This is a genomic window from Pseudarthrobacter sp. J1738, from assembly GCF_050490315.1.
Classification (GTDB): Bacteria; Actinomycetota; Actinomycetes; order Actinomycetales; family Micrococcaceae; genus JBNPEO01.
Window position 1 is genome coordinate 35,382 of the sequence record NZ_JBNPEO010000004.1, and the last position, 25,878, is coordinate 61,259.

The window sequence follows — 25,878 nt, forward strand, 5'->3', positions numbered from 1 at the left end:
ATGGCAGCAAAATCCACTCTGGACCAGGTCATTTCCCTCGCTAAACGGCGCGGATTCGTCTTTCAGGCCGGTGAAATTTACGGTGGATCACGCTCCGCATGGGACTACGGCCCCTTGGGCGCTGAACTCAAAGAGAACATCAAACGCCAGTGGTGGCAGTCCATGGTCCGCGGACGCGAAGACGTTGTGGGCTTGGACTCCTCGGTAATTTTGCCCCGCCAGGTCTGGGAAGCTTCAGGCCACGTAGAGGTGTTCTCTGATCCTCTGGTTGAGTGCTTGTCTTGCCACAAGCGTTACCGGGCAGACCACCTCGAAGAAGAGTACGAGGAAAAGAAGGGCCGTCCTGCAGAAAACGGTCTCAAGGACATTGCGTGCGCTAACTGTGGAACCCGCGGTGAATGGACCGAGCCGCAAGAATTCTCCGGTTTGCTCAAAACCTACCTGGGCCCCGTTGCCAACGAAGAGGGCCTGATGTACCTGCGCCCCGAAACGGCGCAGGGCATTTTTGTGAACTTTGCCAACGTGTTGACCACTTCGCGCAAAAAGCCGCCGTTCGGTATTGGCCAGATCGGCAAGTCCTTCCGCAACGAAATCACGCCCGGAAACTTCATCTTCCGCACGCGCGAATTCGAACAGATGGAAATGGAATTCTTTGTTGAGCCTGGCACCGATGAAGAGTGGCACCAGTACTGGATGAAAGAGCGTATGTCCTGGTACACCTCCTTGGGTATCAAGCCGGAAAACCTGCGCTTTTTTGAACACCCCAAGGAAAAGCTCAGCCACTACTCCAAGGGCACCACTGACATCGAATACCGCTTCGGATTCCAGGGTTCCGAGTGGGGGGAGCTCGAGGGTGTTGCAAACCGCACCGACTTTGACCTCTCCACACACGCCAAGGCTTCCGGTACGGATCTGAGCTACTTCAACCAGGCAACCAACGAGCGTTACACGCCGTATGTGATTGAGCCTGCCGCTGGCTTGACCCGTTCCTTTATGGCGTTTTTGCTGGATGCTTACACCGAGGACGAGGCACCTAACTCCAAGGGCGGTGTAGACAAACGCACCGTGCTGAAGCTGGATCCGCGTTTGGCTCCGATCAAGGCTGCAGTGTTGCCGTTGAGCCGCAATGAAGACTTGTCTCCCAAGGCTAAGGACCTCGCCGCTCAGCTGCGCAAGACCTGGAACATCGACTTTGACGACGCCGGTGCCATTGGCCGCCGCTACCGCCGCCAGGACGAGGTGGGCACCCCGTTCTGCATCACCGTGGACTTTGAAACCCTCGAAGACCAGGCAGTGACCATCCGTGAGCGTGACACCATGAGCCAAGAGCGTGTTGCCTTGGACAAGGTGGAGGGCTACCTTGCGGCTCGGCTGATCGGCGCGTAGTTCATGGCTATTGAATACCGCCCTTGGCGCGAGAACGACGATCTTGCCCTGCTGGAACTGTGGGGCGGGCCAGAAACCGAACAAGCTCGCCAGTTCCGTTCTGCCTTGGCGCCGTCCAACACCAGCACTGAGGCTGATCAGTGGCGGGTTTGTATTGTGGCCGAGGACGTTATTGACGGCGTAGGCATCCCAGTTGCCGCCGGTGTGGTGTATCAAAGTTCGCTTCACCCCGAGCGGCTGTGGACCTACATCGAGGTAGCCAAGGACCACCGCGGAAACGGAATTGCTTCAACACTTTTGGTGATGCTGCGCCGCGAGGCGGAGCGATCGCCAAGTGGTGTGAGCAAGCTGCGTTCAAAAGTGGAACCGGGAACACCCGGTGCCGCGTTCGCAGCTTCTGCGGGCCTGAGCCCTATCCAGCGAAGCCGCCTTGTGGTGGTGGCGCCGGGCAGCCTGAAGTTGCCGGTCTTTGACAACACCCCTGAAGGCACTTCGCCCGGTGGCGAGGATGCTGGTAGCGACGTGGTGATGGATCTGGCCACAGGCTCGGTTGAACTCAGTGACGTGGTGGGCCGTTACTACACGGCCGTCCACCATTGGGATAACCCGGGCACGCTCAGCATTGGCCAGGTCCAAAAATTGTTCCTGGACGATCTCACTGGCGCTCACGGAGCAGTGGTGTTGCGGGCCAAGCCAGAATCGGCCTTTGGCACCGGTGTTGCGCCGAGCCGCAAGGGCCGAATTCGTGCCTTTGTGATCAGCTATGCAGCCCCCGTTGCCGGGGCCGACGACGGTGCTGACGCCCGCTCGGGTGCCGACTACCCGACTGACGTCTTTTTGGGCCATGAGCCGGGGCTCGAAGCCAGCGACGCAGCTGAAGCTGTGCGTGACCTGCTCTCCCTGATTGCGTACCAGCACCCCGTGGTTCTGGAACTGGACGATTCGATGACAGCCCTGACTGCCGCCGTCGAACCTCTTTTGGAAAGCGGTGGTGCACGCCTCGCTGGTGCCGAAACGCTCGTAGTGAGCGATTCCTAGGCCGCACGCGCAGCTCGGGGAATTGGATAGTTATGGGTCACAGTCATGGGCACCTTTCCGCTTCTGGAGAGGGCAAAGCTTCGGCTGTGCTCTCTCCAGAGGTGGCCACCACCCGACGGCGCGCCCGATGGATCTTGAGTTCCATCTTGGTGCCCTTGGGTCTTCTCACGGTGCTGGCGATGGTGATGTTATGGCCCAGTAATAGTCGCCAAGATTTATCGCTCAGTTCGCCTTATGCCGCCGCGCCTGGTGTGAGCTTTGATACCGGGACCATTGTTGAAGCGCAAGAATCGGGCTGTAACCCTTCAAATGCCAGTTCCCCAACAGCGGGCTCTGGGGAACAGGCCGCTGGTAGTTCGTGCCTGTGGGCCATCACTCGCCCTGATCATGGCGGCTCCAACGTCAAAGTAGCTATCAACCCGGACGTAGCTAAGTCCCACGCCGTCCAGGCCGGAGACTCCATTCGTTACCTGAACCTCAGCGGTGTTCAGGGAGCTGTTCAGGGAGACACTCAGAGTGGTGGCGAAGGCGCATCGGCCCAGTCCAGTGCTCCGCTGTACGTGTTTGTGGAGTTTGTGCGCACCGTGCCGATCACCATTTTGGCGGTTGTATATGCGGCAGTAGTGATTCTTGTGGCGCGCTGGCGGGGACTACGGGCGCTTATCGGTTTAGCTGGCGCCTATGTGGTTCTCACAGCCTTCATTTTGCCAGGTCTTGTTGAGGGCAAACCTCCGCTTTTGCTGGCCCTCGTTGGTTCCACGGTGATTATGATCGGGGTCCTCTACTTTGCCCATGGGTTCTCCGCCAGAACGTCCACGGCGCTGCTAGGAACCATGTTTGGTTTGGTGATCACCGCTTTGCTTGCCGCGTGGGCTACTGATGCAGCAAACCTGGTGGGTGTGGGCAACCACGATGCCGCAACCCTAGTGAATATCTCGCCCAACATTTCCATTTCGGGGATTATCTTATGTGGGCTCATCATCTCGGGCTTGGGGGTGCTTAACGATGTCACCATCACTCAGTCTTCTGCGGTGTGGGAGTTGCACGAACTGGCCCCACACACCTCGGCACGCCAGCTGTTCTCTGCGGCGATGCGGATCGGCCGCGACCACATCGCCTCCACGGTGTACACCATCGCATTTGCCTACGCAGGGGCGGCTCTGCCTGTTTTGATGATTGTGATGCTCTACGACCGTCCGCTCGTTGAAACACTCACTAGCGCAGAACTATCCGAAGAAGTGATCCGAACCCTTGTGGGATCAATCGGGCTCGTTTTGGCCATCCCTGTCACCACCGCGATTGCGGTTCTGGTGGTCAAAGCCACTGGTCTTCGCGGCTCCAAACGGCGCAGCCCTGGGCGCCGGTCAGCGGCCGCCGGGAACACGCCGTCGTACGATTTGCCCTGATTTGAGAGAATTGTCAGGTGACTATTGCAGCAACCCCTCCCTCCCGCAAGCTTGAACTACCCCCACTCAAGCTTGGACCCATCACCGTTGACACACCCGTGGTCCTCGCGCCGATGGCCGGTATCACTAACACCGCTTTTCGCAGGCTGTGCCGCGAATACGGCGGTGGTCTTTACGTTGCAGAGATGGTGACCTCACGGGCGCTGGTTGAACGCACCCCGGAATCCTTACGGATCATTTCGCACGACGACGACGAAGACGTCCGTTCCGTACAGCTGTACGGTGTGGACCCGGTCACCGTAGGTCAAGCAGTGCGGATGCTCGTTGAAGAGGACCGTGCGGATCATATTGATTTGAATTTTGGTTGCCCCGTTCCCAAGGTCACTCGCCGTGGTGGCGGCGCCGCCCTGCCGTGGAAGATAGATCTGTTCACCTCCATTGTTCAGACAGCCGTGCGTGAAGCCTCCGCCGGCAACGTCCCGCTAACCATCAAAATGCGCAAGGGCATCGACGACGATCACCTCACGTACTTGGAAGCCGGTCGGATCGCTCGCGACGCCGGTGTGGCAGCAGTTGCGCTTCACGGCCGTACAGCTTCGCAGTACTACTCGGGCAAAGCAGACTGGTCAGCCATTGCACGCTTGCGCGAAGCGCTCCCAGACGTTCCGGTTCTAGGAAATGGTGACATCTGGTCAGCCGAAGATGCTGAGCGAATGGTGCGCGAAACCGGTGTTGACGGTGTGGTGATTGGCCGCGGCTGCCAAGGCCGCCCGTGGCTCTTTGGCGATTTGATGGCCGCATTTGAGGGTAGCGAAACCCGTCACCGTCCGGGACTGCGCGAGGTCGCAGCAAGTGTGTACCGCCACGCTGAGCTGCTGATTGACACCTTCGAGGACGAGGGCAAGGCGCTGCGCGACATTCGCAAACACATGGCCTGGTACTTCAAGGGATATGTGGTGGGCGGTGAACTGCGCGCCAAACTGGCTACAGTACCCACTCTGGAAGTATTGCGGGAACTCCTTGATCAGCTGGACTTAGATTCCCCCTACCCAGGTGTGGATGCCGAAGGCCCACGTGGTCGGGCGGGAAGCCCTAAAAAGACGTCTCTGCCCTATGGCTGGTTGGACAACCGGAGTATGGACGAGGCACAAACCCACGAGATTGCCGCTGCAGAGTTGGACGTTTCAGGCGGCTAATTTTTGTTCTTAGCCACGGCTAGTGGATGGTTGGGCACTGTGGCCGGGCGAGTTCATCACGCTGACTACACTGGAAGGGTGACTGGCACTAACGAATCTCCCCGAACCGCAGGCCATGGACCCGTTGTGGTGCCAGGCTACACGCCAGCTGATTCGGAACGTTGGGTAGCTGAACCGGGCAAAAACAACTACCGCTCTGACTTTGAACGGGACCGCGCCCGGGTGCTGCATTCATCAGCCCTGCGACGTCTCGGCGCCAAAACTCAGGTGGTGGCCCCGGACACTGATGACTTTGTCCGCACCCGGCTCACTCACAGTTTGGAAGTGGCTCAGGTAGGCCGCGAATTGGGCCGCGCATTGGGCTGTGACCCTGACGTGGTGGACACAGCGTGCCTCGCTCACGATCTGGGCCACCCGCCCTTTGGCCACAACGGTGAGTCAGCGCTTAATGATGCTGCGCACGCAATTGGTGGATTTGAAGGAAACGCGCAGACGCTGCGCCTATTGACCCGGCTCGAACCCAAAGTTCTGGCCGTGGACGGCAGCCCTGCTGGATTGAACCTGACCCGCGCGAGTCTGGATGCCTCATGCAAGTATCCGTGGGCCGTTGCCGACGCACCGATGATCGACGGACGGCGGACCGGTAAGTTCGGCGCCTATGTTGATGACTTGCCCATCTTCGAATGGTTGCGCCAAGGTGCCCCTGCTGGCCAATCATGTGTTGAAGCACAAGTGATGGATTTGGCCGATGACATCTCATACTCAGTCCATGACGTGGAAGACGCCATTGTGGCCGGACATTTCCAACTCGGGTGGATGAATAACCCGGATCACCGTGCTCGTGTGGTGGGCTACACCCGCCAGTGGTACCTACCCCATGCAGAACCTGCCGCAGTTGATGCAGCGTTAGCGCGTCTGGAAGCTGGTAAACCGTGGGTCCGTGAAGCCGACGGCAGCCGAAAGTCCATGGCGGCGCTCAAGGACATGACCAGCCAGCTCATTGGCCGGTTCTGCCAGAGCGCGCTTGCAGCAACCCGAGCGGTTTACGGCCCGGAGAACCTGACCCGATACTCCGCACAGCTGATTGTTCCGGAAGAAACAGTCACTGAAATCGCAGTGATGAAGGGGCTGGCCACCACCTTTGTGATGACTACTGACCACCGGCAACCGATCTACGAACGCCAGCGCGAAGTGCTTCACGCGCTTGTCACGGCACTCAACGCCACCGGCGACCGTCACCTTGAACCGATGTTCGCCGCTGACTGGAGAGCCGCCGCCGATGATGCGGCCCGCTTGCGAGTAGTCATAGACCAAGTAGCGTCACTGACCGATGGTTCCGCATTGGCCATGTATGAGCGCTTGGTGGGGAGCCTGCCGTCACTGTGGTGATCGTTGTACAACACTGCCGTTTTGCGAATACAGTACGGGGCTCAAAGAGCTCCGAGATGAGGATGAGACTGTGGCTGGCCTAATCAAACGAGAAGACATTGATGAGGTCCGTCAACGCACCGATATCAAAGAGGTTGTTGACGGTTACGTCACCCTCAAGGGCGCCGGAATTGGGTCCTACAAAGGCTTGTGTCCCTTCCATGATGAGCGCTCGCCGTCGTTCCATATCCGCCCGCAAGTGGGTACGTATCACTGTTTTGGTTGTGGGGAGAGCGGCGACGTTATCTCTTTTGTTCAGAAGATGGACCACACCTCGTTCAGCGAGACGGTAGAAAAGCTTGCGGCCAGGATTGGCTTTGAACTCCACTACGAGGACGGCGGAAGTGGCCCGCGCCGGGAAGACGTGGGCAAGCGCCAGCGACTGCTCGACGCGCACAAAATCGCTGCAGAATTCTTCCGGGATCAATTGCTGACCGTAGAAGGTGCAGAGGGGCGCAAATTCCTCCAGGGCCGTGGTTTCTCGCGTGAGGCCGCGGATCAGTTTGGGGTGGGGTATGCGCCACAGGGCTGGGACGGGCTGCTCAAACACCTCCGCGGCCGGGGATTTACGGACGCTGAATTGAAGCTTACGGGGATGTTCTCCACGGGCGGGAACAGCAGCCAGGAACGTCTTTATGACCGCTTCCGGGGACGGCTTATGTGGCCAATCCGGGACATCGCAGGGGACACCATCGGATTCGGTGCCCGCAAACTTTACGAAACTGACCAAGGCCCCAAGTACCTCAACACCCCGGAGACCTCGCTCTACAAAAAATCCCAGGTTTTGTACGGGATCGACCTCGCAAAACGCTCCATTTCCAAGGAACGCCAACTTGTGGTGGTGGAAGGTTATACGGATGTAATGGCCTGTCATTTGGCCGGTGTGCAGACTGCGGTGGCCACGTGCGGTACCGCCTTTGGCGCTGACCACATCAAGGTGGCCCGGCGCTTATTGTCCGACGACGGCACTGGCGGTGAAGTGATCTTCACCTTTGACGGGGACGCCGCCGGTCAAAAAGCAGCCTTACGGGCCTTCGAAGAAGACCAACGTTTTGTGGCTCAAACTTATGTTGCCGTTGAACCAACAGGGGCTGATCCTTGCGATCTGCGCCAACAACGTGGGGATTCTGCTGTCCGTGAGCTGATTGCGAGCCGCCGGCCTCTGTTTGAGTTTGCCATTCGAGTCTCACTGAAGCGTCATGACCTCAACACGGTTGAAGGGCGCGTAGCCGCCTTGCGGGAAGCTGCACCAGTGCTTGCGCAGATTCGTGACGCTGCCATCCGGCCCGGCTATGTGCGGGAGCTCGCAGGTTGGCTGGGAATGCCCGTGGAGGACGTCAGCCGTGCCGTGGGCGGTGCAGCCAAACGTGGCGCCGCTTCTGGCCAGAGCGTGTCTCGGTCAAGCGGTTCTCTGTCAAGTGGTTCTGCGTCAAGTGGTTCTGACGGGGCGGATATAGTCTCTGGCGGTCTGGGTGTGGCGCGTCCAGACCCTCGGGATCCAGTCGCCGCTATGGAACGGCAGGCTCTTGAAGTGGCGTTGCAACAACCGGCTGTGCTGGATGAGAGCTCGTGGGAGATGTTTTCTCAGGCACGATTCTCTGCCCCGGCATACTTGGCTGTGCACGAAGCCATCCGTGCGGTGGGAATCGGCCGAGCTGTAGATCCTGTGGCGTGGGTGGAAGCCGTGCGCCAAGAGGTGCCTGAACCGTTGCGTGCCTTGGTTTCGGAGCTGGCTGTGGCCCTCATCCCGGCCAGTAGTGAGCAAGCACTGACCAAGTATTGCCAAGACATTTTGGCAAGATTATTTGAACTGCAGATCACACGGGTCAAAGCAGAGAAAATGGGGGAGTTGCAGCGATTGGACTCTACAAGCGATCCCGCTAAGTTCCAGCAGCTCAACCGTGAGTTGATGGAACTGGAGATGCGTCGCCGAGCGTTGCGGGCTGATAACTAGCCTTGAGCGATTGGCACTGGGCGATTGGCATGGTCGATTTAGTATCTGGGGCCGAAACTTGCTAAGCTTGTACACGCTTCATTCCTCCTTAGCTCAATTGGCAGAGCATTCGACTGTTAATCGAAGGGTTGCTGGTTCAAGTCCAGCAGGAGGAGCCATTGATCCCCGTTTCGGACTCCGGAACGGGGATTTTTTGTGCCCTAGAGCACCTTTAGGAAGCGCGAAGGTGGCCCCAACGCGGCCGATTTCGCATCCGGGTGAAACCTTTGCTAATGTCGTAGTCGCTTCATTCCTCCTTAGCTCAATTGGCAGAGCATTCGACTGTTAATCGAAGGGTTGCTGGTTCAAGTCCAGCAGGAGGAGCGCTGGCCGTAGATGCCAAACAAAAGCCCGCAGCAGTTCACACTGCTGCGGGCTTTTGTTTTGCCTCGTGAACCCCTGAAGCCTGAGAGGGTTATAGAGGACCGTTGAAGAGCCTCAGTACCTCATTGAGGAGCTCAGCGCTTCCACGGGCCGGGATTGACGCGGTACAAGGCAGCGGCTCCGATGAGAGCGCCGAAGATGATTCCCAACGCACCCGCTCCGACGTACCTGCCAATGAAGTATCCGGCGATCGCGCCGGCAACAGCGCCCACAAAGAGTCCGCGGCCGTTGCGGTGAGGTTTTTTGCTGGGTCTGTTTTTGTTTTCCATAAGGCTCTCGGATCGCTAGTGGATGGAAGCTCTAGTGGATGGAAGGTACGGTCCGAGGCCGGACCACCAGCCAGAAGGCTGCGATGGCCACGCCCAGACACGCAGCTTGAACAAATCCCATCGGGGCAGCCGAATTGGTGCCCAGGAGTCCCACAACGGGGGAGATGACTCCAGCCATCAGAAAGGTGCTGGCGCCCAGCAATGAGGCTGCTGTTCCGGCTCGCGCACCGTGGTTGGCCAAGGCCAGAACTTGAATACAGGGAAAGGTGAATCCTGTGCACAGGATGTAGAACCACAGGGGGATCATCACTCCCCACAGTCCGGCACCGAGCAAGGCGAGGAACGCGATCAGTAGGCTCATCAACAGCATGCCGGCGGTGGAGAAGGCCATAATCCACTGGGGTGGTACTCGCTTGATCAGCCGCGAACTGGTCTGCACACCAATCACGATTCCAATTGAGTTGATGCCAAATAGCAGACCATACTGTTGCGGGCTAAATTCGAAGACACCTTGGAACAAAAATGGTGAAGCGGATAGATAGGTGAACAGGCCAGCGAAGTTCATTCCACCCACGATCAGCAGCCCCACAAATATCCTGTCTTTAAACAGTGCCGCGTAGCGTTGCATCGCTGACTCGCCGTGCAAGCCGCGCTTCTCGGCTGGCAGTGTTTCAACCACTAGGAAAATCGCGGCAACCATCACGACGGCGGCGTACCCGGCCAGGACGTAGAAGATCCCTGGCCAGCTCATTACCAAAAGAAGTTGCGAGCCGATCACCGGGGCCAGAATGGGCGCCAAACCGTTCACGAGCGCCATGCGGGAAAACATCCGCACCATGGCGTAGCCGGAGAACAAGTCTCGGACCATGGCCATGGCCACCACGCCGCCACCGGCAGCGCCGATGCCCATCAGTACTCGGAAAATGCCAAGCATGGTGATATCGGTGGAGAGCGCAGCTCCAAGGGACGCCAAAATGTGCAACCCTGTCGCCATGATCAGCGGTCCTCGGCGCCCCACTTTGTCGCTGAAGGGGCCAACAATTAGCTGTCCTAAAGCGAAGCCCACAGTAGTACCAGTCAGCGTTAGTTGTACTTGCGCGGCCGTAACGCCCAGATCGCTCTCGAGCGCCGGGAATGCAGGCAGATATAGATCAATGGTGAAGGGCCCTAAAGCAGTCAAGGCACCTAGTAGGAGGATATAGAGGAGTTTTTGTCTTCGGCTGAGCGCGTCGCCGGGTTGCGTAGGGGGGTTCACCGTGGAAGTCACAGATCAATCCTAGTTGCGAGCATTGGTATTTATTCAGGCCGCCGGACAGTCTTCAATTTCCGTTGACAAGAAGCCAAAGGCTACTCAATGGTAATTTTGTTCAGTGGTGGGATCGGTTGTGCCCAAAAGGGTGACTGATTCTGCGCCGGGCAGCCAAATCCCTTGGTTGCTTTGAAATGAAGAGCGAAGCCAAAGCGAGGCGATACAAATGAGTGCCCGTCACAGCAGCAACTCCGCGCAGGGAATCCGTATATCGGCGATCCCGCAGGTTGTCCGGTCTGTAGTTCAGTTGGCTCCACGCCAACTGGGTGACGAGATTGAACTGGCTAAGACTGAACTCAAGGGTAAAGGCAAAAAGCTGGGATCGGCCGGGGTATTCATCGGCGTGGCTCTGGTTTTTGCGTGCCTGTTAGTGATCGCTTTGGTAGTGGCCGCAATTCTTGGCCTCGCTACCATCATGCCCCCGTGGTTGGCTGCACTCATCGTTGCGGCGGCATTCATTGTGATTGCCGGCATTGGGGCACTTGTTGGTGTCAGTAAATTCAAGCGCATCCTTCCTCTTGTCCCACAAGATGCCATCCGTGGACTCAAGCATGACCTAGGGATTGCCAAAGAAGGCTCGCAGTTTGATGCAGCGATCTTGGACCCGGAGTCTGAGCAGGCTAAAGCGGCTAAGAAGGCCAGCGAAGAAGCTAAGGCCAAAGCTAAAGAAGAGAAAGCTGCTGCAAAAGAAGCTGCCCACCCTGGCGAAGCAGACCAACCGCACGCTTCCCAGCGTGAACTGATGAATCGCCTGGACCTGCGCCGTAAACACCTCACTGCGCTGCGTGATGACTTGAATCGTCAGATGGACCCCAAGGCCCAGGTGCGTCATTTTGTAGCCAACGCTAAAGAGCGTGTTAATGGTGCCCGCGCTTCCGCCCGGGAGCAGTTTTCACGTCTAGTAGACGCCGTTCCAGAATCGGAACAGGAAAAACTGCGCGCGCGTTGGAAGCCCATAGCTGTGGCAATCGCGGCAAGTGCCGCCGTCGTTGTTTTGCTGCGAAAGCTAAATCAACGCTAATCCCAAACGCTATCCACAGTGCGGAAGTGCTGAGTGTTATCAACGGGAACTAAACACGAACACCACGGTGGAACTCTTGGAGAGGGGGAGCATGCGGTTTATTGGTGCTGGTACACGTCCTGGCGTGGAGCAAGTAGACCATAACCGTGTGCTCACTGTCCCCAACCTCCTGACGGTTCTGCGCTTTTTAGGTGTTCCGTTATTTGTCTGGCTGGTTCTTGGGCAAAAAGAATATGGGCTGGCGGTTTGGGTACTGGCCATTATGGGGAGCACTGATTGGATCGACGGGTACGTAGCCCGGCGCTTTGACCAGACCTCCAAACTGGGACGAATCCTAGACCCGGCGGCTGATCGCTTAGCCCTGATTTCTGTGGCCGTGACCTTGGTGCTGGCCGGTGTTGTGCAGTGGTGGTATTTGGCTGCTTTGTTGGTCCCGGACGTTATTTTGGCGTCAGCCTCATTCCTGTATTTCCGGAACCATCCGGACCTGCCAGTCAGCGTGATTGGCAAAGTGCGGACCGCTTTATTGCTGTTGGGAACGCCGCTGCTGGTGCTTTCGAAGCTCCCGATTCCCGGGTCCACGGTTTACTTTGTGGTGGCGTGGATTCTTCTCGCCTTGGGGTTGCTGGGGCACTGGATTGCTGCGGTTAATTACTTTCGCGCAATTGTTGCCAAGGGACGGCCGGTTCGTGCGGCTCGTACTGCTGGAGGCCACGGAGGCCAAAGCACTGGTAGTCAAACCACTAACGACGGCGGTGCCGCCCAATGATGTGGGTCGCGGTCCTTTTGGCGATCTTAGGCGCATTCTGTCTGGCGATCGGCGCTCAACGCCAGGGCAGCGCCGTCAAGGCGGATACCGGCGGGCTCTCTCTGGGATCGGCCGGGTTCCTTCGTCTCCTCCGGAACCCGCGATGGCTTTTTGGGCTGCTGTTGTTGGGTCTGGGAACTGCGATGAATGCAATTGCCCTCGTTTCGGCACCATTGACGGTTATCCAGCCGATTGGCGCTATTGCGCTGGTGATCACCACGGTGGTCAACGCAAAGGACCAAGGAATTAAGCTCAACCGAGCAACCGTGGTGGCGATTTCTTCTTGCGTCGCGGGGTCGGCGTTTTTTGTGCTGCTTGCTGTGAATGCCACTGAAGAAAATCATCATGTGGCACCGAGCGAAGAACTGACCATTGTGTTGTTACTGGCCCTAGCAGTGGGTGTGTTCGGTTCCCTGGCCCTGATGTTCAAACACCGGATGAGCGCCTTTGTGTACATCCTTGGGGCAGGTGTTCTCTTCGGTTTTGTGGCAGTGTTGACCCGCATCATTGGCAAGCACTTGCTTGATCCCAATGGCCAGTTTTTGCTCAACGTTCCGATCTATTCCTTGGTTGCCATTGCCGCGGCCGGAGCGCTGGGCTCGTGGTTTGTTCAGAGCGCCTACTCGGGTGGACCACCGGATCTGGTGATCGCTGGCTTGACCGTGATTGACCCCATTGTTGGTATTGCACTTGGCATCACCATCTTGGGAGAGCTTCGTCCCGATGTCCACGCCGTGCTGGCGATTGCCATGGCTGGGGCCGCTTCCCTTGCTATCGTGGGAGTGATCGCCCTTTCCCGTCACCACCCAGAGGTGACCAAGCGCAAGAAAGATGCCAAGAAGGCTGCTGCGAAGGCGGCTTAAGGCACCAACTACAGGAGTTATCCACGTGACGCTGCCCGACAACCAGAAGCCACTTACGATTCTGATTGCCGCGGAAACTTATCCTCCGCATCTGAACGGCGCCGCCCAGTTCGGCTACCGCTTGGCAAAAGGAATGACCGCCCGCGGGCATAACGTTCATGTTCTGGCTTGTAGCTACAAAGCAGGCAAGAGCTTTACCGAGTTCCGTGAGGAAGGCACCGTCCATCGGCTCCACTCCCACGGTGTTTTCACTCACGAGTACTTCCGCATCTGCCTCCCTTGGGAAATCAAGAAGGAAATCTCCTTGCTGTTCGACCGCGTCCAGCCAGATGTGGTGCACGTACAGAGCCACTACATGGTGGGCGAACACGTCCTTTACGAGGCAGTGAAGCGCGGTATCCGGGTGGTGGCAACGAACCACTTTATGCCGGAGAACCTGAACCCCTTCTTGCCGTTCCCGCAGTGGTTCAAGGACATTGTGGGCAAGGTTTCGTGGAAGGACATGGGCAAGGTGATGGGCAAGGCCGACGTGGTCACCACCCCCACACCGTTGGCTGCAAAGGCCATGCACCAGCACGCGTTTTTGCGTGAAGTGTTGCCGTTGTCCAACGGTATTGACTCGGCCGCCTACGAGCTGGCTCCGGGCGAAGTGATTGAGCCGCATGAGTTCCCCACGGTGCTCTTTGCAGGCCGGTTGGCCGAGGAGAAGCACATTGACGTATTAATTAAGGCCGTGGCTAAAACCCCGCCAGCGCTGAACGTGCACCTTGAAATTGTTGGCGGCGGAGAGCAACGTCCGGCACTCGAGGCCCTCGTAGCCGAGCTGGGCCTTCAAGACCGCGTTCGGTTCCTGGGCTTGGCCAGCGACGAAGATCTCCGCGAGGCATACATCAAGGCCGACCTGTTCTGCATGCCGGGTACGGCAGAACTGCAGTCCTTGGTGACCTTGGAGGCGATGTCGGCCTCAACCCCGGTGGTGCTGGCCAACGCCATGGCGTTGCCGCACTTGGCGAACGACGGCGTTAACGGTTACCTTTTCACCCCCGGCGACTCGGATGACTTGGCCTCGAAGATCACTAAGGTCTTCGAGCAGTCAGATGAAGACATCAAAGCCATGGGTGCTGCCAGCCGCAAGATGGTGGAGCCGCACAGCATCGAAGGCACGCTGCAAACCTTCGAGGATCTGTACCGCGGAGCAACCTTCAGAGACAAACAAGTCTGAAGTCACAGCCTGAGCCTTTGCTCGTGAGCGCTGCTGGTTTCACAAGCACAGTGTGGTTCGGGCTAGACTATCGGGAGTGTTTTGCCGCCTCTGGCGGCCACTTGGGGCCATAGCTCAGCTGGTTAGAGCGCGGGACTCATAATCCTAAGGTCCTCGGTTCAAGTCCGAGTGGCCCTACAACATAGGAACCCCCTCGAATCTCTGGATTCGAGGGGGTTCCTAAGTTTAACGCTGGCCGCATACTTTACTTTTGCCTGCCCGCTTGATGGTGCACTTGCCGAAACATGGGAGTGGAACATTAGACGGGGTGCTGAGAGTAGCGGCGTCGATCCTCATTGAAGGAAGAGGGAAATTGGAGTAGGTTACTGATCAGTAACATCGCGTGTTTTTAGCGCAACCTTTTGACAGCCCCAATGGAGGAGCTCCCATGGCCAAAGCAGAGATCGACATCAACAACCTCCCGTATGCTGACGGCGACTTCTACGGATTTGAGCAGTTGCTCACGGACAAGGAACGGAACCGCTTGGCCGAAGTGCGCGAATTCCTGAACAAGGAAATCAAGCCCATCGCTGTGGACTGCTGGAACCGCGGAGAATTCCCTCACGAGATCATCCCTAAAATCGCTGAGATGGATCTGATGAGCCCGGTTCGTCGTCAGGGATACTCAAACGTCTTCGCCGGTATGGTGCACGCAGAGTTCACCCGTGCAGACGCATCCCTTGCCACCTTTATGGGCGTTCACGACGGCCTGTTCACTGGTTCCATCGAAGCCCTCGCGTCCAAGGAACAGCAAGAGGAGTGGCTGCCTGATATCTACGCGTTGAAGAAGATCGGCGCCTTTGGTCTCACAGAACCTCTCGGTGGATCGGACGTCGCAGGTGGAACACGTACCACCGCTACACGCGATGGCGACAACTGGATCCTCAACGGTGCCAAGCGCTGGATTGGCAACGCCACGTTCTCCGATTGGGTTGTTATCTACGCTCGCGATGTCGCTGACAACCAGGTCAAGGCGTTCCTCGTTGATACCAAACTTCCCGGCTACAAAGCCACCAAGATCGAAAACAAGATCTCCCTGCGCACTGTCCAGAACGCCGATATCGTCCTTGATAACGTTGTGGTCCCGGATAGCTTTAAGCTGGCTGGCGGCAACAGCTTCCGCGACACCAACAAGGTCCTCAAAGTCACTCGTCTGGCTGTCGCTTGGCAGGCCGTTGGCCTTCAAATGGCGGCGTTCGACGTCGCACGTCGCTACGCCGTTGAACGTGAGCAATTTGGCCGCCCACTCGCATCCTTCCAGCTGGTTCAGGATCAGCTGGTCAAGATTCTGGGCAACACCGTCAGCTCCACCGGAATGATGGTTCGCCTAGCTCAACTCGAAGATGCGGGCCAAGCCAAAGACGAGCAGTCCGCTCTGGCTAAGGCCTTCACCACGGCACGTATGCGCGAAAGCGTTGCCATGGGCCGCAGCCTCTTGGGTGGCAACGGCATAGTCACCGACTACGAGATGGCCAAGATCTTCGCCGACGCAGAGGCCGTCTACTCCTACGAGGGAACCTACGAGATCAACACCCTCGTAACAGGGCGCGCCATCACCGGCGTATCCGCCATTGTTTAAGAGATTCGCCTAAAGGTTTAGCGAGAGCGTCTTAACTCTTCAGCGCCTCTTGGTGTTGTGGCCCGGGCCTAGCCCAAGGGCAGCAACACTGAGGGGCGCTGATCCACAATAAAAGACATGGGGTCCTGATAAACGTCGTCTTGGCGTACACCCCAATGAACGCACAGAGTCAGAGCGCAATGCCCTGTATTTACCGTGCCGATCAGCTGCCCTTTTGAAACTGCTGAACCCACGGCAAGGCTGCTCTCCACCGGTTCAAAGCTACTGCGCAAGCCGCCCCCGTGATCAATGGTGATGACCGGGCGGTCCACCACCGTCCCACGGAAAGTCACAACGCCAGCCTCAGGGGCGTAAACGGAATCTTGCTCTGCCCGCAGATCAACACCGCGATGTCCGGCCATCCACGGTTTGGGGGGTGGATCGAAGGCGCGTAGGACTTTGCTCTGCGGCTTCGCCGGCGCTGGCCGCAAAGGGAACTCCCAATGCCCCCGGGCAGCAATAGGGCCACCAGCCGTAGGACTATCACGACTAGGACTAAGCGCAATCGCCGTCGTTCTCTGATTCTCAACATTTATATGTTCCGAACTTGGGGCTGCACTGGCGGCAGGTGACGCCAAGAGAACAAGACTCAGAACAGTGGTGACTAACTGCTTCATCTCTCCACTGTGGGCTTTTGATGTCCGTTGTGGGGAAGCGGGAAAGGCTATGTGGATAACTTCGCCAAATTGGCCACTTGTTGAGCAATGGTTCCGCACTGAGAAGGCTAGAAAGCCAATAATTTTAGCGTCAGGAGACCTCGTGCCCCTGTAGTACAATTGTGAGTGCAGTTTGCCATGCCTTGAAGCATCCAAAAACTCCCCGGAATTTTCTCTGGGGTTTTGTGTGCCCAGAGGCAGTCAGGCTGACTACGCGTATCCGTGCTTTTCCTCCGGCTAATCCTAGCGGCAGGGAATCGTTGAGCTTGCGGTCTGAGGAAACTTGGATGAGCGCAACGATGGATACCAGGAACGTTTCCCGCCGTGGGAAGCGTTGAATAACCGTCAACTATGGCAGGGTAAGAGGTCCTCGAAGGCCTCTCATGATTCATGACCTGCCGGAAGGAGCGTCGGCATGCCCGTCGTAACTATGCGCCAGCTGCTTGACAGCGGCGTCCACTTTGGACACCAGACCCGTCGTTGGAACCCGAAGATGAAGCGATTCATCTTCACGGAGCGCAACGGCATCTACATCATCGACTTGCAGCAGTCGCTGTCCTACATCGACCGCGCTTACGAGTTCGTTAAGGCCACTGTTGCCCACGGCGGAACCGTATTGTTCGTTGGTACCAAGAAGCAGGCTCAGGAAGCAATTGCTGAGCAGGCAACTCGCGTTGGCCAGCCGTACGTGAACCAGCGTTGGCTCGGCGGTATGCTGACCAACTTCCAGACCGTTTCCAAGCGCATCCAGCGTATGAAGGAACTCGAAGAGATCAACTTCGACGACGTTGCTTCTTCGGGTCACACCAAGAAGGAGCTCTTGCTCCTCAAGCGTGAACTCACCAAGCTTGAGACCAACCTCGGCGGTATCCGCAACTTGACCAAGGCTCCGTCCTTGCTCTGGGTTGTAGACACCAAGAAGGAACACCTCGCTGTTGACGAAGCCAAGAAGCTGAACATCCCCGTTGTTGCCATCTTGGACACCAACTGCGATCCCGACGAAGTTGATTTCCCGATCCCGGGTAACGACGACGCCATCCGCTCCGTGAACTTGTTGACCCGCGTTGTTGCCGATGCTGTTGCCGAGGGTTTGATTGCTCGCAACAACCGCGCAACCGGTAACACCGAGACTGCAGAAGAGCCCCTCGCTGAGTGGGAGCGCGAGCTCCTCGAAGGTAAGGCTGAAGAAGCAAAGGCTGAAGAAGCCCCCGCTGCTGACGCTGCTGCCGAGGCTCCTGCCGCTGACGCTGCTGAAGCTGACAAGTAAATCTCGATTTTCCCGCACTTCGGTGTGGGTCGACTAACAGGGTGGCTGCTCGGTTCCCGGGCTGCCGCCCTGTTAGTGGCGTAAACCACCAAATCTCTAGACACAGGAGTTCCCATGGCGAACTACACTGCTGCTGACATCAAGGCCCTGCGCGAGCGCACGGGTGCCGGAATGATGGACGTCAAGAAGGCTCTTGACGAGGCAAATGGCGATGCTGAAAAGGCAATCGAACTCATCCGCATCAAGGGTCTGAAGGGCGCTACCAAGCGCGAAGGCCGCTCCACCGCTGAAGGCCTCGTTGCCGCAAAGGTAGTGGGCAACGTTGGTGTGATGGTTGAAGTTAACTGCGAGACCGACTTCGTTGCGAAGTCTGACAAGTTCATCGCCGTTGCAAACACCGTTCTCACCACCGCCATCGAGTCTGGCGCTGCTGACCTGGAAACCCTTTTGGCCACCGAGGTTGACGGCAAGCCGTTGTCCGAACTGGTTATCGAAGAGGGCGCAATCTTGGGCGAGAAGGTTGTTGTTCGCCGTCTTGCACGCGTTGAAGGCGCAATCGTTGACGCTTACCTGCACAAGACTTCCAAGGACCTTCCGGCCCAGGTTGGCGTTTTGTTCGCAGTTGAAGGCGAAGGCGAAGCTGCTGCGGCCGTGGCCCACGATGTTGCTGTTCACGTTGCAGCAATGGCTCCGAACTACTTGACCCGCGAGGACGTTCCTGCCGAATTGGTAGAGTCCGAGCGCCGTATTGCCGAAGAGACCGCAAAGGCCGAAGGCAAGCCGGAAGCTGCAATGTCCAAGATTGTTGAAGGCCGCGTCACGGGCTTCTACAAGGGCGAAGTTTTGGTTGACCAGGCATTTGCCAAGGACGCCAAAAAGACTGTTGCAAAGGTCCTTGAAGAGGCAGGTGTTACAGCTAAGGCTGTTGCCCGCTTCCGCGTAGGCGCCTAGTAAGTCTTCGAAAGGGGTGGTCACTTCGGTGGCCGCCCCTTTTGCATGCGCTGATGCGCGCGCAATAGCAAGTCCGCGATACCCTAGCCAAGAGTTCATCAATGGGAAGGCACCATGGAATCCGTTCAGAACACCGCAAACGTCACAACAACTGACGACGCCGAAACTTCAGTTTCGCAGCCGAGCTCCACGGATGCCGCGCCTGCGCGCCGTCGTGTTTTGCTTAAGCTTTCCGGCGAAGTATTCGGCGGCGGCAAACTAGGTGTTGACCCGGACACGGTTCGTGGAATCGCCCGCCAGATCGCTGACGCAGTGAAAACTGTTGAAGTGGCGATTGTGGTTGGTGGCGGTAACTTCTTCCGCGGTGCCGAACTTTCGCAGAGTGGTATGGACCGTTCTCGTGCTGACTACATGGGTATGCTCGGGACTGTTATGAACTGCCTAGCTCTCCAGGACTTCTTGGAGCAAGCCGGTGTTGAAACTCGAGTTCAGAGTGCCATCACCATGGGTCAGGTCGCTGAGGCTTACATCCCGCGCCGGGCCATTCGCCACATGGAAAAAGGCCGTGTAGTGATCTTTGGTGCTGGGGCAGGTTTGCCGTATTTCTCCACGGACACCGTCGCTGCACAGCGCGCACTTGAAGTCCACGCCGATGAGGTTTTGATGGCCAAGAGCGGCGTTGACGGCGTTTACACCGCCGATCCTAAAAAGGATCCCACCGCGCAGAAGCTCGAGGAGCTCAGCTACGACGACGCACTTCGTCAGGACATTCGCGTGATGGACCAGACGGCCATGACCATGTGCAAGGACAACAAATTGAACATGGTGGTCTTTGGTATGGAAGGCGAAGGAAACGTCACTCGAGCCATCTTGGGTGGCAAGCTGGGCACCAAGGTTCACCCCTAGCTCCGGCTAGGATAGTTGCAGGACCATCCCGCCCTGGCGGACTGAACACCAAAGCCGCACTGCGAGAGTGCGGAAGCAACGTATTGCACAGGAGATGCCGTGATAGAAGAGACTTTGCTTGAAGCTGGCGAAAAGATGGATAAAGCCATCGAGGTCGCTAAAGACGATTTTGCTGCCGTCCGTACCGGACGCGCCAACCCGGCCCTCTACAACCGAGTTTTGGTTGACTACTACGGCTCGCCGACTCCGCTCCAGCAGCTCGCATCGTTTGCCGTGCCGGATGCGCGCACCATTTTGATCACCCCGTTCGACAAGACGGCGCTGCGGGACATCGAGCGTGCGCTGAGCGACTCCGAGGTTGGCGCCAACCCGTCTAACGACGGCAACGTCATCCGTGTCACGATTCCGGACCTCACCCAGGAACGCCGCAAGGAGTACGTCAAGATCGTCAAGGGTAAGGGCGAGGACGCAAAGGTCTCCGTTCGTTCCGTGCGCCGTAAGGCCAAGGAAACCTTGGACAAGCTCGTGAAAGACGGGGACGCTGGCGAAGACGAGGGCAACCGTGCTGAGAAGGAACTGGATGCCTTGACCAAGGCTCACGTTGATGCAATCGACGAGCTTATTAAGCGCAAGGAAGCCGAGCTACTCGAAGTCTAATGGTTCAGCCACAACCGGCTGCGGTCCGTTTGAAGAGACCCCGCAGGAATCCTACGCCGAAGGCCGGCCGGAACTTACCGGCCGCCATCGGTGTGGGGCTAGGGTTGCTTTTCGCCGTTATCGGCGGACTCTTAGTGCTACCTCTGGGCTTCGTTATTTTGGTGACGGCCTTTGCCCTCTTTGGTGTCTGGGAAGTAACGCGTGCCCTGACTGCGCACGGTACTGCTGTTCCTCTGGTGCCGGTGATAGTTGGCACCTCGGCCATGCCGCTTTCCGCCTATTTTGGTGGCCTCGAGGCCATGTTGTTCACCTTGTTGGCCTCGTGTGTGGCGGTACTCGTCTGGCGGACCCTTGATGAGCCCGCAGGTTCGGCACGCAGTATATTTGCGGGCGTATTCACCTTGGTGTGGGTTCCGTTCTTTATCAGCTTTGCCATACTGCCGCTGCACACCGGAATTGGAGCTGCGCCACTAGGCCTGTGGCCAGACTGGCATATTCCGCAAGGGGTCTTCCAACTGCTGACCATGCTCCTGCTGGTGGTTTCCAACGACACCTTTGGTTACTTGGTAGGCGCCTCCTTGGGCAAACACCCAATGGCTCCAAAAATTAGCCCCAAGAAGTCCTGGGAAGGTTTTGCGGGCTCGGCTGCAGGTGCCATGGTTGTGGCCATCTTGATGTGTGTGTTGTTTTTGCACCAGCCCTGGTGGATTGGTGTTGTCCTCGCAATCGGTATGGTGGCAGCGGCCACCGCCGGTGATCTAGCCGAGTCCATGGTTAAACGTGAACTGGGGATCAAGGACATGAGTAGTATTTTGCCCGGGCACGGCGGTGTGATGGACCGTTTGGACTCCATCCTCTTTGCCGCACCGGTCTCATTCATCCTGTTTAGGGTCCTTGCAGGAGCCTAAGAGTTAGCGACGGTCCGGGCAGGACCCCAAAGCACGGAGTGAAGGAAGCACAGTGACCGCGAAGCCCAAGGGAAAAATTCCCGCCACGTTTGAACTCGTGGACCGTAAGGACTACGGCTACAACACCAAACAGGTTGACGCCTTTATGGCCAATGCGCGGAACTTTTTTGAAGCACCTGAGCTGGCAACCAAACCTGTGAACAGTGGTGACGTTCGCGCTGTGGCGTTTGATCCAATTAAGGGTGGATACAACGCCGTCCAAGTTGATGACGCTCTGGACGTGTTGGAAGATGCTCTGGCCCGCAAAGAACGGGATGAATTGGTTGCTGCCGAGGGCGAAGAGGCTTGGCTGCAGCGCATCGGCAAAATGTCCGCCACGCTTCGTGGACGGCTTCACCGTCCGGCCAGTGAGCGGTTCCGTTCACCTAGCAAAAACAACGTTCGTGGCTACCGCAAAGCCGACGTCGATGCCCTGTGCGAGGACCTTATTGGGTACCTAGAAAAAGACAAACCGTTGAGCGTCGATAACGTCCGGCGCGCAGTTTTCCGCTCGGCCCAAGGTACTGAGTCTTATGAAGAAGCCCAAGTGGATGCCTTTTTGGACCGCGCCGTTGAACTCATGGCGGCTATCGACTAGTCAGTGAGGGGGCGTTGACTCCCCAAGGCGCGATCGCTGACGTCTGCTCGCTCAGGGACATGCAGCCGTGCCATCATCCGAGCCGTTTCGGTGGGGACTCGTTGGGGACTCAACAGGGAAATCGTGATCATCACAGCGAAGGCCGCAGGCACAGTCCACGCCGCCGGCTGCGCTATCCAGCCTGGTGTGGCACCTGAACCCAGCAGTGTTGAAGCAACGATTGATCCACCGCACAACACGGCACCAGCAATCATGCCGACTACGGCGCCAATGTCGCTCAGGCGGCGCCACCAGATGCCGAGCAAGAGGACTGGGCAAATCGTGGATGCGGTAAATGCGAAAACTAGCCCAACGCTTCCGGCCAGTGCAGGGCTTTGTGTTGGTGCGGCTATCGCCAGCGGGACCAAAGCCGAGCACACGGCGGCAACCCGGAATCCCTTCACACTACCGCCGAGGACGTCTTGACTGATCACACCGGCCAAGGAGATCACCAGCCCCGAAGTGGTGGACAAGAAGGCCGCGAAGGCGCCAGCCACCACGAGAGCGCTAAGCATTTCCCCTAAAGGCCCCGGGATCAGCATGGAGGGCAAAGTCAGGGCGATGGCATCGGCCTGACCGGCCGCCGGGAGTGAACCGGGAACCAGCCGAGCGAGGTACCCAACGGTGGTGGGGAGCAAATAAAAGACTGACAACAATGCCAAAACGATCATGGTGGTTTTTCGTGCTGATTTACCGTCCGGGTTCGTGTAGAAGCGGACCAAAACGTGCGGCAGCCCCAGAGTTCCAAACAACAAGGCAATCAACAAAGACACTGTCTGGTACAGCCCCGTAGGGGCGGCTCCGGTGGGATTAACGACGTCGTTCATCTTCACTGCCGCAGCGCCGCCGCCCACAGCTAGAAGCATAAAAATTACTGGCACCGCCAGCGCCGTGAGTTTGAGCCAGTACTGGAAGGCTTGAACAAAGGTTATGGAACGCATCCCACCAGCGGTGACAGTGACAATCACAACGGCGACTACCGCAACCGCTCCAATCCACGACGGCAGCCCAGTGGTGATGCTAATTGTCAGTGCTGCTCCATGTAGCTGCGGGACAATGTAGAGCCAGCCCACCACCACCACAAGAGCACTCGTGACCCGGCGGACAGTGCGGGAGGCTAGCCGGGCTTCGGTGAAATCCGGAACCGTGTAGGCACCCGAGCGGCGCAAGGGGGCTGCAACAAAAAGCAAAAGCATCAAGTACCCGGCCGTGTAACCCACTGGGTACCAAAGGGCATCGGTTCCACTGAGTAGCACTAGCCCGGCAACACCCAAAAAGCTGGCCGCGGAAAGATATTCACCACCAATGGCTGACGCATTCCACCAAGGACGCACGGTCCGTGAGGCAACATAGAAGTCGCTGGTTGTCCGGGAAATACGCAAGCCGTAAAAGCCGATCAAGGCGGTGCTGAGGGACACTGCGATGAGCGCGCCGAAGCCAATAGCGGGGTTCACGGGAGCGTTCCTTGCGTCACTTGGATACTCATTTTCCGCCAACGAGTTCGCGGTAGCGTTCCTCGTTGCGTGTAGATGCGCGCACAAAAAGAAACGCACTAAGACTGATCACCGGGTAGGCGCCGGCGCCGAGCAGTATCCAAGGAAACGGGATGCCAAAAATCCGTAGTTCGCCGATGCCCGGAACCCACAACAAAATAGCGCCAAAGCACATCAAGATCAGGATAAATCCGGCTGCAACCACCAGAGCCAGACGCAGTTGAGACCTGATGAGCGAGGCAACATACAGTTCCGTGACGTCCCTGCCGAGCTGCTGGCTGGTGGCGTGGCCTTGAGTATGCGCCGCTAGGGGAGTGCCGGTGACCCGAACGCGGCTCACAGCTGATCCATCAGGCGGGCCTGGGACGGGTTTGATCTAAACGGCCGCGGAGACTCGGCGCTAAGCGGCGACTAATCGGCAACTCCGCGCCAGCAACTGTCACAGTGGGGTGTGGGTTGCCCCACGTGATGCGGGAGACGTGATCCAGCGCCACGAGGTAAGAGCGGTGGATCCGAACAAACCCGCCATCAGCCCATTGTTGTTCAAGCTCGCTGAGCGGGATCCTGATCAGATAACTTGAATCTGGAGTGTGCAGTCGCGCGTAGTCTCCCTGGGCTTGGACATAACTGACGTCCTCGCGCCGAATCATTTTGGAAACTCCGCCCTGGTCCACCGTGATGATCTCTGGTTTGGACGGCCCGTCCTTGAGAAGTTCGTGAATACGAGTCACCGAACGTGCCAAGCGCTCGCGACGGACGGGCTTAAGAAGGTAATCGATCGCGGCGAGCTCGAACGCTTCAAGCGCACAAACCTCATCGGCTGTAACAAATACTAAAGCCGGAGGGTTGAGACTAGTGGCTAAAACTTTGGCTACGTCCAGGCCGGTCACAGCAGGCATGTGGATGTCCAAAAACACCGCTTGGATGTCACCTTGCTTGAGCTGTTCAAGAGCTTCGGCTCCTGTAGATGCTCGTCGAATGGCTCCGATACGTTCGTCTTTGCCCAGCAGAAATGCCAGCTCCTCAACCGCGGGGAGCTCGTCATCAACGACTAGAACTGTGAGCATGGTTACTAGGCTAATGCCTAGGTCTCATGCAGGGGCTGTGACTTTGGCACCCGCATGGTAATTAGTGTGCCTTCGCCAGGGGCAGTATCAATCTCCAAACCGTGGGCGTCCCCATAGACCTGCCGCAAGCGGACATCAACGTTGCGCAGGCCCACGCTGTCTGAATCACTGAGCCCAGCCAGGACGCGCCGCAACTTCCCGGGGTCCATACCCACGCCGTCGTCCTCCACTGTTACCTCAGCAGAAGTGCCCAAGTCACGGGCAGAGATTCGAATAGTACCTACCCCGGCTTTTGACTCAAGCCCGTGCCGCACAGCGTTTTCCACCAGTGGTTGTAATGACAAAAACGGGACAATGGTGCTCAGAACCTCGGGCGCAATTTGCAAGGAGATTTGTAGACGTTCGCCAAACCTAGCCCGCTCCAAAAGCAGGTAGCTGTCAATGCTGCGCAATTCTTCGGCCAAGGTTGTGAACTCTCCGTGGCGGCGGAAGGAGTACCGAGTGAAGTCAGCAAATTCCACCACTAGGTCCCGCGCCCGTTCTGGGTCGGTGTTGATAAATGACGCGATGGCATTGAGCGAGTTGTAGATAAAGTGTGGGCTGATCTGGGCTCGCAGTGCTTTTACTTCAGCCTCCATCAGTAATGTCCGCGACTGATCCAGCTCAGCGAGCTCTACTTGGGTAGCCACCCAACCGGCTACCTCGGAAGTAGCGCGAACCAAACCGGCACTGGCTGCCGGTGCCATCGCCGCGACGGCACCAACCACCCTGCTGCCAGCGTAAATCGGTGCAACAATCACCGCTCTCAACACTGCCTCAGGCTTGTCAGGCTGTGAACCGTTCGATCCTGGCAGCGGCGCAAATCCACCCCGGTGAACGGCAGCGGTGCCGCTGGCCATCGAAGGGGAAGCTAGCCGCACCAGCTCTGGAGCATAGGCATGCCCCGGCCCGTCCCAAGCGATCACCCCTTGGGTGTCGAGGATCGCGAAGGCGTCGCAAGCGAGCAAGGTCCTCAAATGGCGCGCCGCCTTGGCTGCACCTGCCGGTTGGAGCCCAGTACGCAAATGCTGCCCGGCCATGGAAGCGATATGGAGTGTGCGATACGTGGCTCGTTCAGCATCAGTCCCAAGTTCACGGAAGGATCGCAAAATCTGCACGCCCACTGCCACCACGGCAGCTACGGCAAGCATTACAAGTGCCACGGCAACGGCGGCGGGCAAAAGCGATTCGGGCATGGGCCAAGCATAGTCAGCACCAACAAGCTGACTGCGGGTAGTTCTTCAGTGGAAGAGCTGTGGGCCTGCCGTTTAGCGCACG

24 protein-coding genes and 3 tRNA genes are annotated in these 25,878 nt (G+C 57.8%); 20 read left to right on the forward strand and 7 right to left on the reverse strand.

What is annotated here, in order from left to right:
• The 8 genes from ACQR35_RS07930 (at position 1) to ACQR35_RS07965 (ending at position 8,771) form a co-directional block, all read left to right on the forward strand.
• Positions 1-1,386, forward strand: a complete 1,386-nt coding sequence (locus ACQR35_RS07930; protein ID WP_430268469.1) for a glycine--tRNA ligase — start codon at positions 1-3, stop codon at positions 1,384-1,386.
• A 3-nt stretch (positions 1,387-1,389) separates the two neighbouring features.
• On the forward strand, positions 1,390-2,424 hold the full coding sequence (locus ACQR35_RS07935) for a GNAT family N-acetyltransferase (RefSeq protein WP_430268468.1): 1,035 nt from the start codon (positions 1,390-1,392) through the stop codon (positions 2,422-2,424).
• Between the two features lie 32 nt (positions 2,425-2,456).
• A complete protein-coding gene (locus ACQR35_RS07940; protein ID WP_430268467.1) occupies positions 2,457-3,830 on the forward strand; it encodes a YibE/F family protein in 1,374 nt (457 codons plus the stop codon).
• 17 nt (positions 3,831-3,847) lie between these two features.
• Positions 3,848-5,026 carry a tRNA dihydrouridine synthase DusB gene (gene dusB, locus ACQR35_RS07945; protein ID WP_430268466.1) on the forward strand — a complete coding sequence of 393 codons (1,179 nt, stop codon included), beginning with the start codon at positions 3,848-3,850 and terminating at the stop codon, positions 5,024-5,026.
• Positions 5,027-5,104: 78 nt separating this feature from the next.
• Positions 5,105-6,415, forward strand: a complete 1,311-nt coding sequence (locus ACQR35_RS07950) for a deoxyguanosinetriphosphate triphosphohydrolase (RefSeq protein ID WP_430269730.1) — start codon at positions 5,105-5,107, stop codon at positions 6,413-6,415.
• Positions 6,416-6,485: 70 nt separating this feature from the next.
• Positions 6,486-8,408, forward strand: coding sequence for a DNA primase (dnaG, locus tag ACQR35_RS07955; protein WP_430269731.1), 1,923 nt, complete (start codon positions 6,486-6,488; stop codon positions 8,406-8,408).
• 82 nt (positions 8,409-8,490) lie between these two features.
• Positions 8,491-8,566 (forward strand) — tRNA-Asn (locus ACQR35_RS07960).
• A gap of 132 nt (positions 8,567-8,698) precedes the next feature.
• Positions 8,699-8,771, forward strand: a tRNA-Asn gene (locus ACQR35_RS07965).
• A gap of 134 nt (positions 8,772-8,905) precedes the next feature.
• Here ACQR35_RS07965 and ACQR35_RS07970 read toward each other — a convergent pair.
• Entirely contained in the window at positions 8,906-9,100 is a 195-nt protein-coding gene (locus tag ACQR35_RS07970) for a hypothetical protein (protein ID WP_430269732.1), read from the reverse strand.
• A gap of 31 nt (positions 9,101-9,131) precedes the next feature.
• Positions 9,132-10,367: a multidrug effflux MFS transporter gene (locus ACQR35_RS07975; RefSeq protein ID WP_430269733.1), complete on the reverse strand. Its 1,236-nt coding sequence runs from the start codon at positions 10,365-10,367 to the stop codon at positions 9,132-9,134.
• Between the two features lie 208 nt (positions 10,368-10,575).
• Here ACQR35_RS07975 and ACQR35_RS07980 point away from each other — a divergent pair, with 208 nt between their 5' ends.
• The 6 genes from ACQR35_RS07980 (at position 10,576) to ACQR35_RS08005 (ending at position 15,941) form a co-directional block, all read left to right on the forward strand.
• Positions 10,576-11,430 (forward strand): phage holin family protein, encoded by an 855-nt coding sequence (locus ACQR35_RS07980; protein WP_430269734.1) that lies wholly within the window; start codon positions 10,576-10,578, stop codon positions 11,428-11,430.
• Between the two features lie 91 nt (positions 11,431-11,521).
• Positions 11,522-12,199: a CDP-alcohol phosphatidyltransferase family protein gene (locus ACQR35_RS07985; protein WP_430269735.1), complete on the forward strand. Its 678-nt coding sequence runs from the start codon at positions 11,522-11,524 to the stop codon at positions 12,197-12,199.
• Positions 12,196-13,101 carry a DMT family transporter gene (locus ACQR35_RS07990; protein ID WP_430269736.1) on the forward strand — a complete coding sequence of 302 codons (906 nt, stop codon included), beginning with the start codon at positions 12,196-12,198 and terminating at the stop codon, positions 13,099-13,101. Before ACQR35_RS07985 ends, ACQR35_RS07990 begins: the two co-directional genes overlap by 4 nt.
• Before the next feature lie 25 nt (positions 13,102-13,126).
• A complete protein-coding gene (locus ACQR35_RS07995) occupies positions 13,127-14,323 on the forward strand; it encodes a glycosyltransferase (protein ID WP_430268458.1) in 1,197 nt (398 codons plus the stop codon).
• A 103-nt stretch (positions 14,324-14,426) separates the two neighbouring features.
• Positions 14,427-14,500, forward strand: a tRNA-Ile gene (locus tag ACQR35_RS08000).
• A 250-nt stretch (positions 14,501-14,750) separates the two neighbouring features.
• Positions 14,751-15,941: an acyl-CoA dehydrogenase family protein gene (locus tag ACQR35_RS08005; protein WP_430269737.1), complete on the forward strand. Its 1,191-nt coding sequence runs from the start codon at positions 14,751-14,753 to the stop codon at positions 15,939-15,941.
• A gap of 68 nt (positions 15,942-16,009) precedes the next feature.
• Here the strand turns inward: ACQR35_RS08005 and ACQR35_RS08010 are convergent, their stop codons facing one another.
• Positions 16,010-16,342 carry a M23 family metallopeptidase gene (locus ACQR35_RS08010; protein ID WP_430268456.1) on the reverse strand — a complete coding sequence of 111 codons (333 nt, stop codon included), beginning with the start codon at positions 16,340-16,342 and terminating at the stop codon, positions 16,010-16,012.
• Positions 16,343-17,051: 709 nt separating this feature from the next.
• On the opposite strand from ACQR35_RS08010, the gene rpsB reads away from it, so the two are divergent.
• The 6 genes from rpsB (at position 17,052) to ACQR35_RS08040 (ending at position 21,962) form a co-directional block, all read left to right on the forward strand.
• The gene (gene rpsB, locus ACQR35_RS08015; protein ID WP_430268455.1) at positions 17,052-17,903 is read left to right on the forward strand and encodes a 30S ribosomal protein S2; all 852 of its coding nucleotides are present in this window, start codon (positions 17,052-17,054) and stop codon (positions 17,901-17,903) included.
• Positions 17,904-18,017: 114 nt separating this feature from the next.
• Positions 18,018-18,854 carry a translation elongation factor Ts gene (tsf, locus tag ACQR35_RS08020; protein WP_430268454.1) on the forward strand — a complete coding sequence of 279 codons (837 nt, stop codon included), beginning with the start codon at positions 18,018-18,020 and terminating at the stop codon, positions 18,852-18,854.
• Positions 18,855-18,968: 114 nt separating this feature from the next.
• Positions 18,969-19,760: a UMP kinase gene (gene pyrH / locus ACQR35_RS08025; protein ID WP_430268453.1), complete on the forward strand. Its 792-nt coding sequence runs from the start codon at positions 18,969-18,971 to the stop codon at positions 19,758-19,760.
• A 99-nt stretch (positions 19,761-19,859) separates the two neighbouring features.
• Positions 19,860-20,417, forward strand: a complete 558-nt coding sequence (gene frr, locus ACQR35_RS08030) for a ribosome recycling factor (RefSeq protein WP_430268452.1) — start codon at positions 19,860-19,862, stop codon at positions 20,415-20,417.
• The gene (locus ACQR35_RS08035) at positions 20,417-21,325 is read left to right on the forward strand and encodes a phosphatidate cytidylyltransferase (RefSeq protein WP_430268451.1); all 909 of its coding nucleotides are present in this window, start codon (positions 20,417-20,419) and stop codon (positions 21,323-21,325) included. Before frr ends, ACQR35_RS08035 begins: the two co-directional genes overlap by 1 nt.
• A gap of 52 nt (positions 21,326-21,377) precedes the next feature.
• Complete coding sequence (locus tag ACQR35_RS08040) at positions 21,378-21,962, forward strand: DivIVA domain-containing protein (protein ID WP_430269738.1); 585 nt, start codon at positions 21,378-21,380, stop codon at positions 21,960-21,962.
• Here ACQR35_RS08040 and ACQR35_RS08045 read toward each other — a convergent pair.
• From ACQR35_RS08045 to ACQR35_RS08060, 4 genes are read right to left on the reverse strand one after another with little or no spacing between them, the layout of a single operon-like run.
• On the reverse strand, positions 21,959-23,455 hold the full coding sequence (locus ACQR35_RS08045) for a cation acetate symporter (RefSeq protein WP_430268449.1): 1,497 nt from the start codon (positions 23,453-23,455) through the stop codon (positions 21,959-21,961). The two genes, ACQR35_RS08040 and ACQR35_RS08045, sit on opposite strands and share 4 nt — an antisense overlap.
• Positions 23,456-23,483: 28 nt before the next feature.
• Positions 23,484-23,834, reverse strand: coding sequence for a hypothetical protein (locus ACQR35_RS08050; RefSeq protein ID WP_430269739.1), 351 nt, complete (start codon positions 23,832-23,834; stop codon positions 23,484-23,486).
• A gap of 10 nt (positions 23,835-23,844) precedes the next feature.
• Positions 23,845-24,561, reverse strand: a complete 717-nt coding sequence (locus ACQR35_RS08055) for a LytR/AlgR family response regulator transcription factor (RefSeq protein ID WP_430268447.1) — start codon at positions 24,559-24,561, stop codon at positions 23,845-23,847.
• Between the two features lie 17 nt (positions 24,562-24,578).
• A complete protein-coding gene (locus tag ACQR35_RS08060) occupies positions 24,579-25,796 on the reverse strand; it encodes a sensor histidine kinase (RefSeq protein ID WP_430269740.1) in 1,218 nt (405 codons plus the stop codon).
• Between the last annotated feature and the right edge of the window lie 82 nt (positions 25,797-25,878).

Bases quoted from the DNA above. Each gene is read 5' to 3' on its own strand.
- ACQR35_RS07930 (WP_430268469.1), top strand. From the start codon at position 1: ATGGCAGCAAAATCCACTCTGGACCAGGTCATTTCCCTCGCTAAACGG.
- ACQR35_RS07935 (WP_430268468.1), top strand. From the start codon at position 1,390: ATGGCTATTGAATACCGCCCTTGGCGCGAGAACGACGATCTTGCCCTG.
- ACQR35_RS07940 (WP_430268467.1), top strand. From the start codon at position 2,457: ATGGGTCACAGTCATGGGCACCTTTCCGCTTCTGGAGAGGGCAAAGCT.
- ACQR35_RS07970 (WP_430269732.1), bottom strand. From the start codon at position 9,100: ATGGAAAACAAAAACAGACCCAGCAAAAAACCTCACCGCAACGGCCGC.
- ACQR35_RS07980 (WP_430269734.1), top strand. From the start codon at position 10,576: ATGAGTGCCCGTCACAGCAGCAACTCCGCGCAGGGAATCCGTATATCG.
- ACQR35_RS07985 (WP_430269735.1), top strand. From the start codon at position 11,522: ATGCGGTTTATTGGTGCTGGTACACGTCCTGGCGTGGAGCAAGTAGAC.
- ACQR35_RS07990 (WP_430269736.1), top strand. From the start codon at position 12,196: ATGATGTGGGTCGCGGTCCTTTTGGCGATCTTAGGCGCATTCTGTCTG.
- ACQR35_RS08005 (WP_430269737.1), top strand. From the start codon at position 14,751: ATGGCCAAAGCAGAGATCGACATCAACAACCTCCCGTATGCTGACGGC.
- ACQR35_RS08010 (WP_430268456.1), bottom strand. From the start codon at position 16,342: ATGGCCGGACATCGCGGTGTTGATCTGCGGGCAGAGCAAGATTCCGTT.
- rpsB (WP_430268455.1), top strand. From the start codon at position 17,052: ATGCCCGTCGTAACTATGCGCCAGCTGCTTGACAGCGGCGTCCACTTT.
- tsf (WP_430268454.1), top strand. From the start codon at position 18,018: ATGGCGAACTACACTGCTGCTGACATCAAGGCCCTGCGCGAGCGCACG.
- pyrH (WP_430268453.1), top strand. From the start codon at position 18,969: ATGGAATCCGTTCAGAACACCGCAAACGTCACAACAACTGACGACGCC.
- ACQR35_RS08035 (WP_430268451.1), top strand. From the start codon at position 20,417: ATGGTTCAGCCACAACCGGCTGCGGTCCGTTTGAAGAGACCCCGCAGG.
- ACQR35_RS08055 (WP_430268447.1), bottom strand. From the start codon at position 24,561: ATGCTCACAGTTCTAGTCGTTGATGACGAGCTCCCCGCGGTTGAGGAG.
- ACQR35_RS08060 (WP_430269740.1), bottom strand. From the start codon at position 25,796: ATGCCCGAATCGCTTTTGCCCGCCGCCGTTGCCGTGGCACTTGTAATG.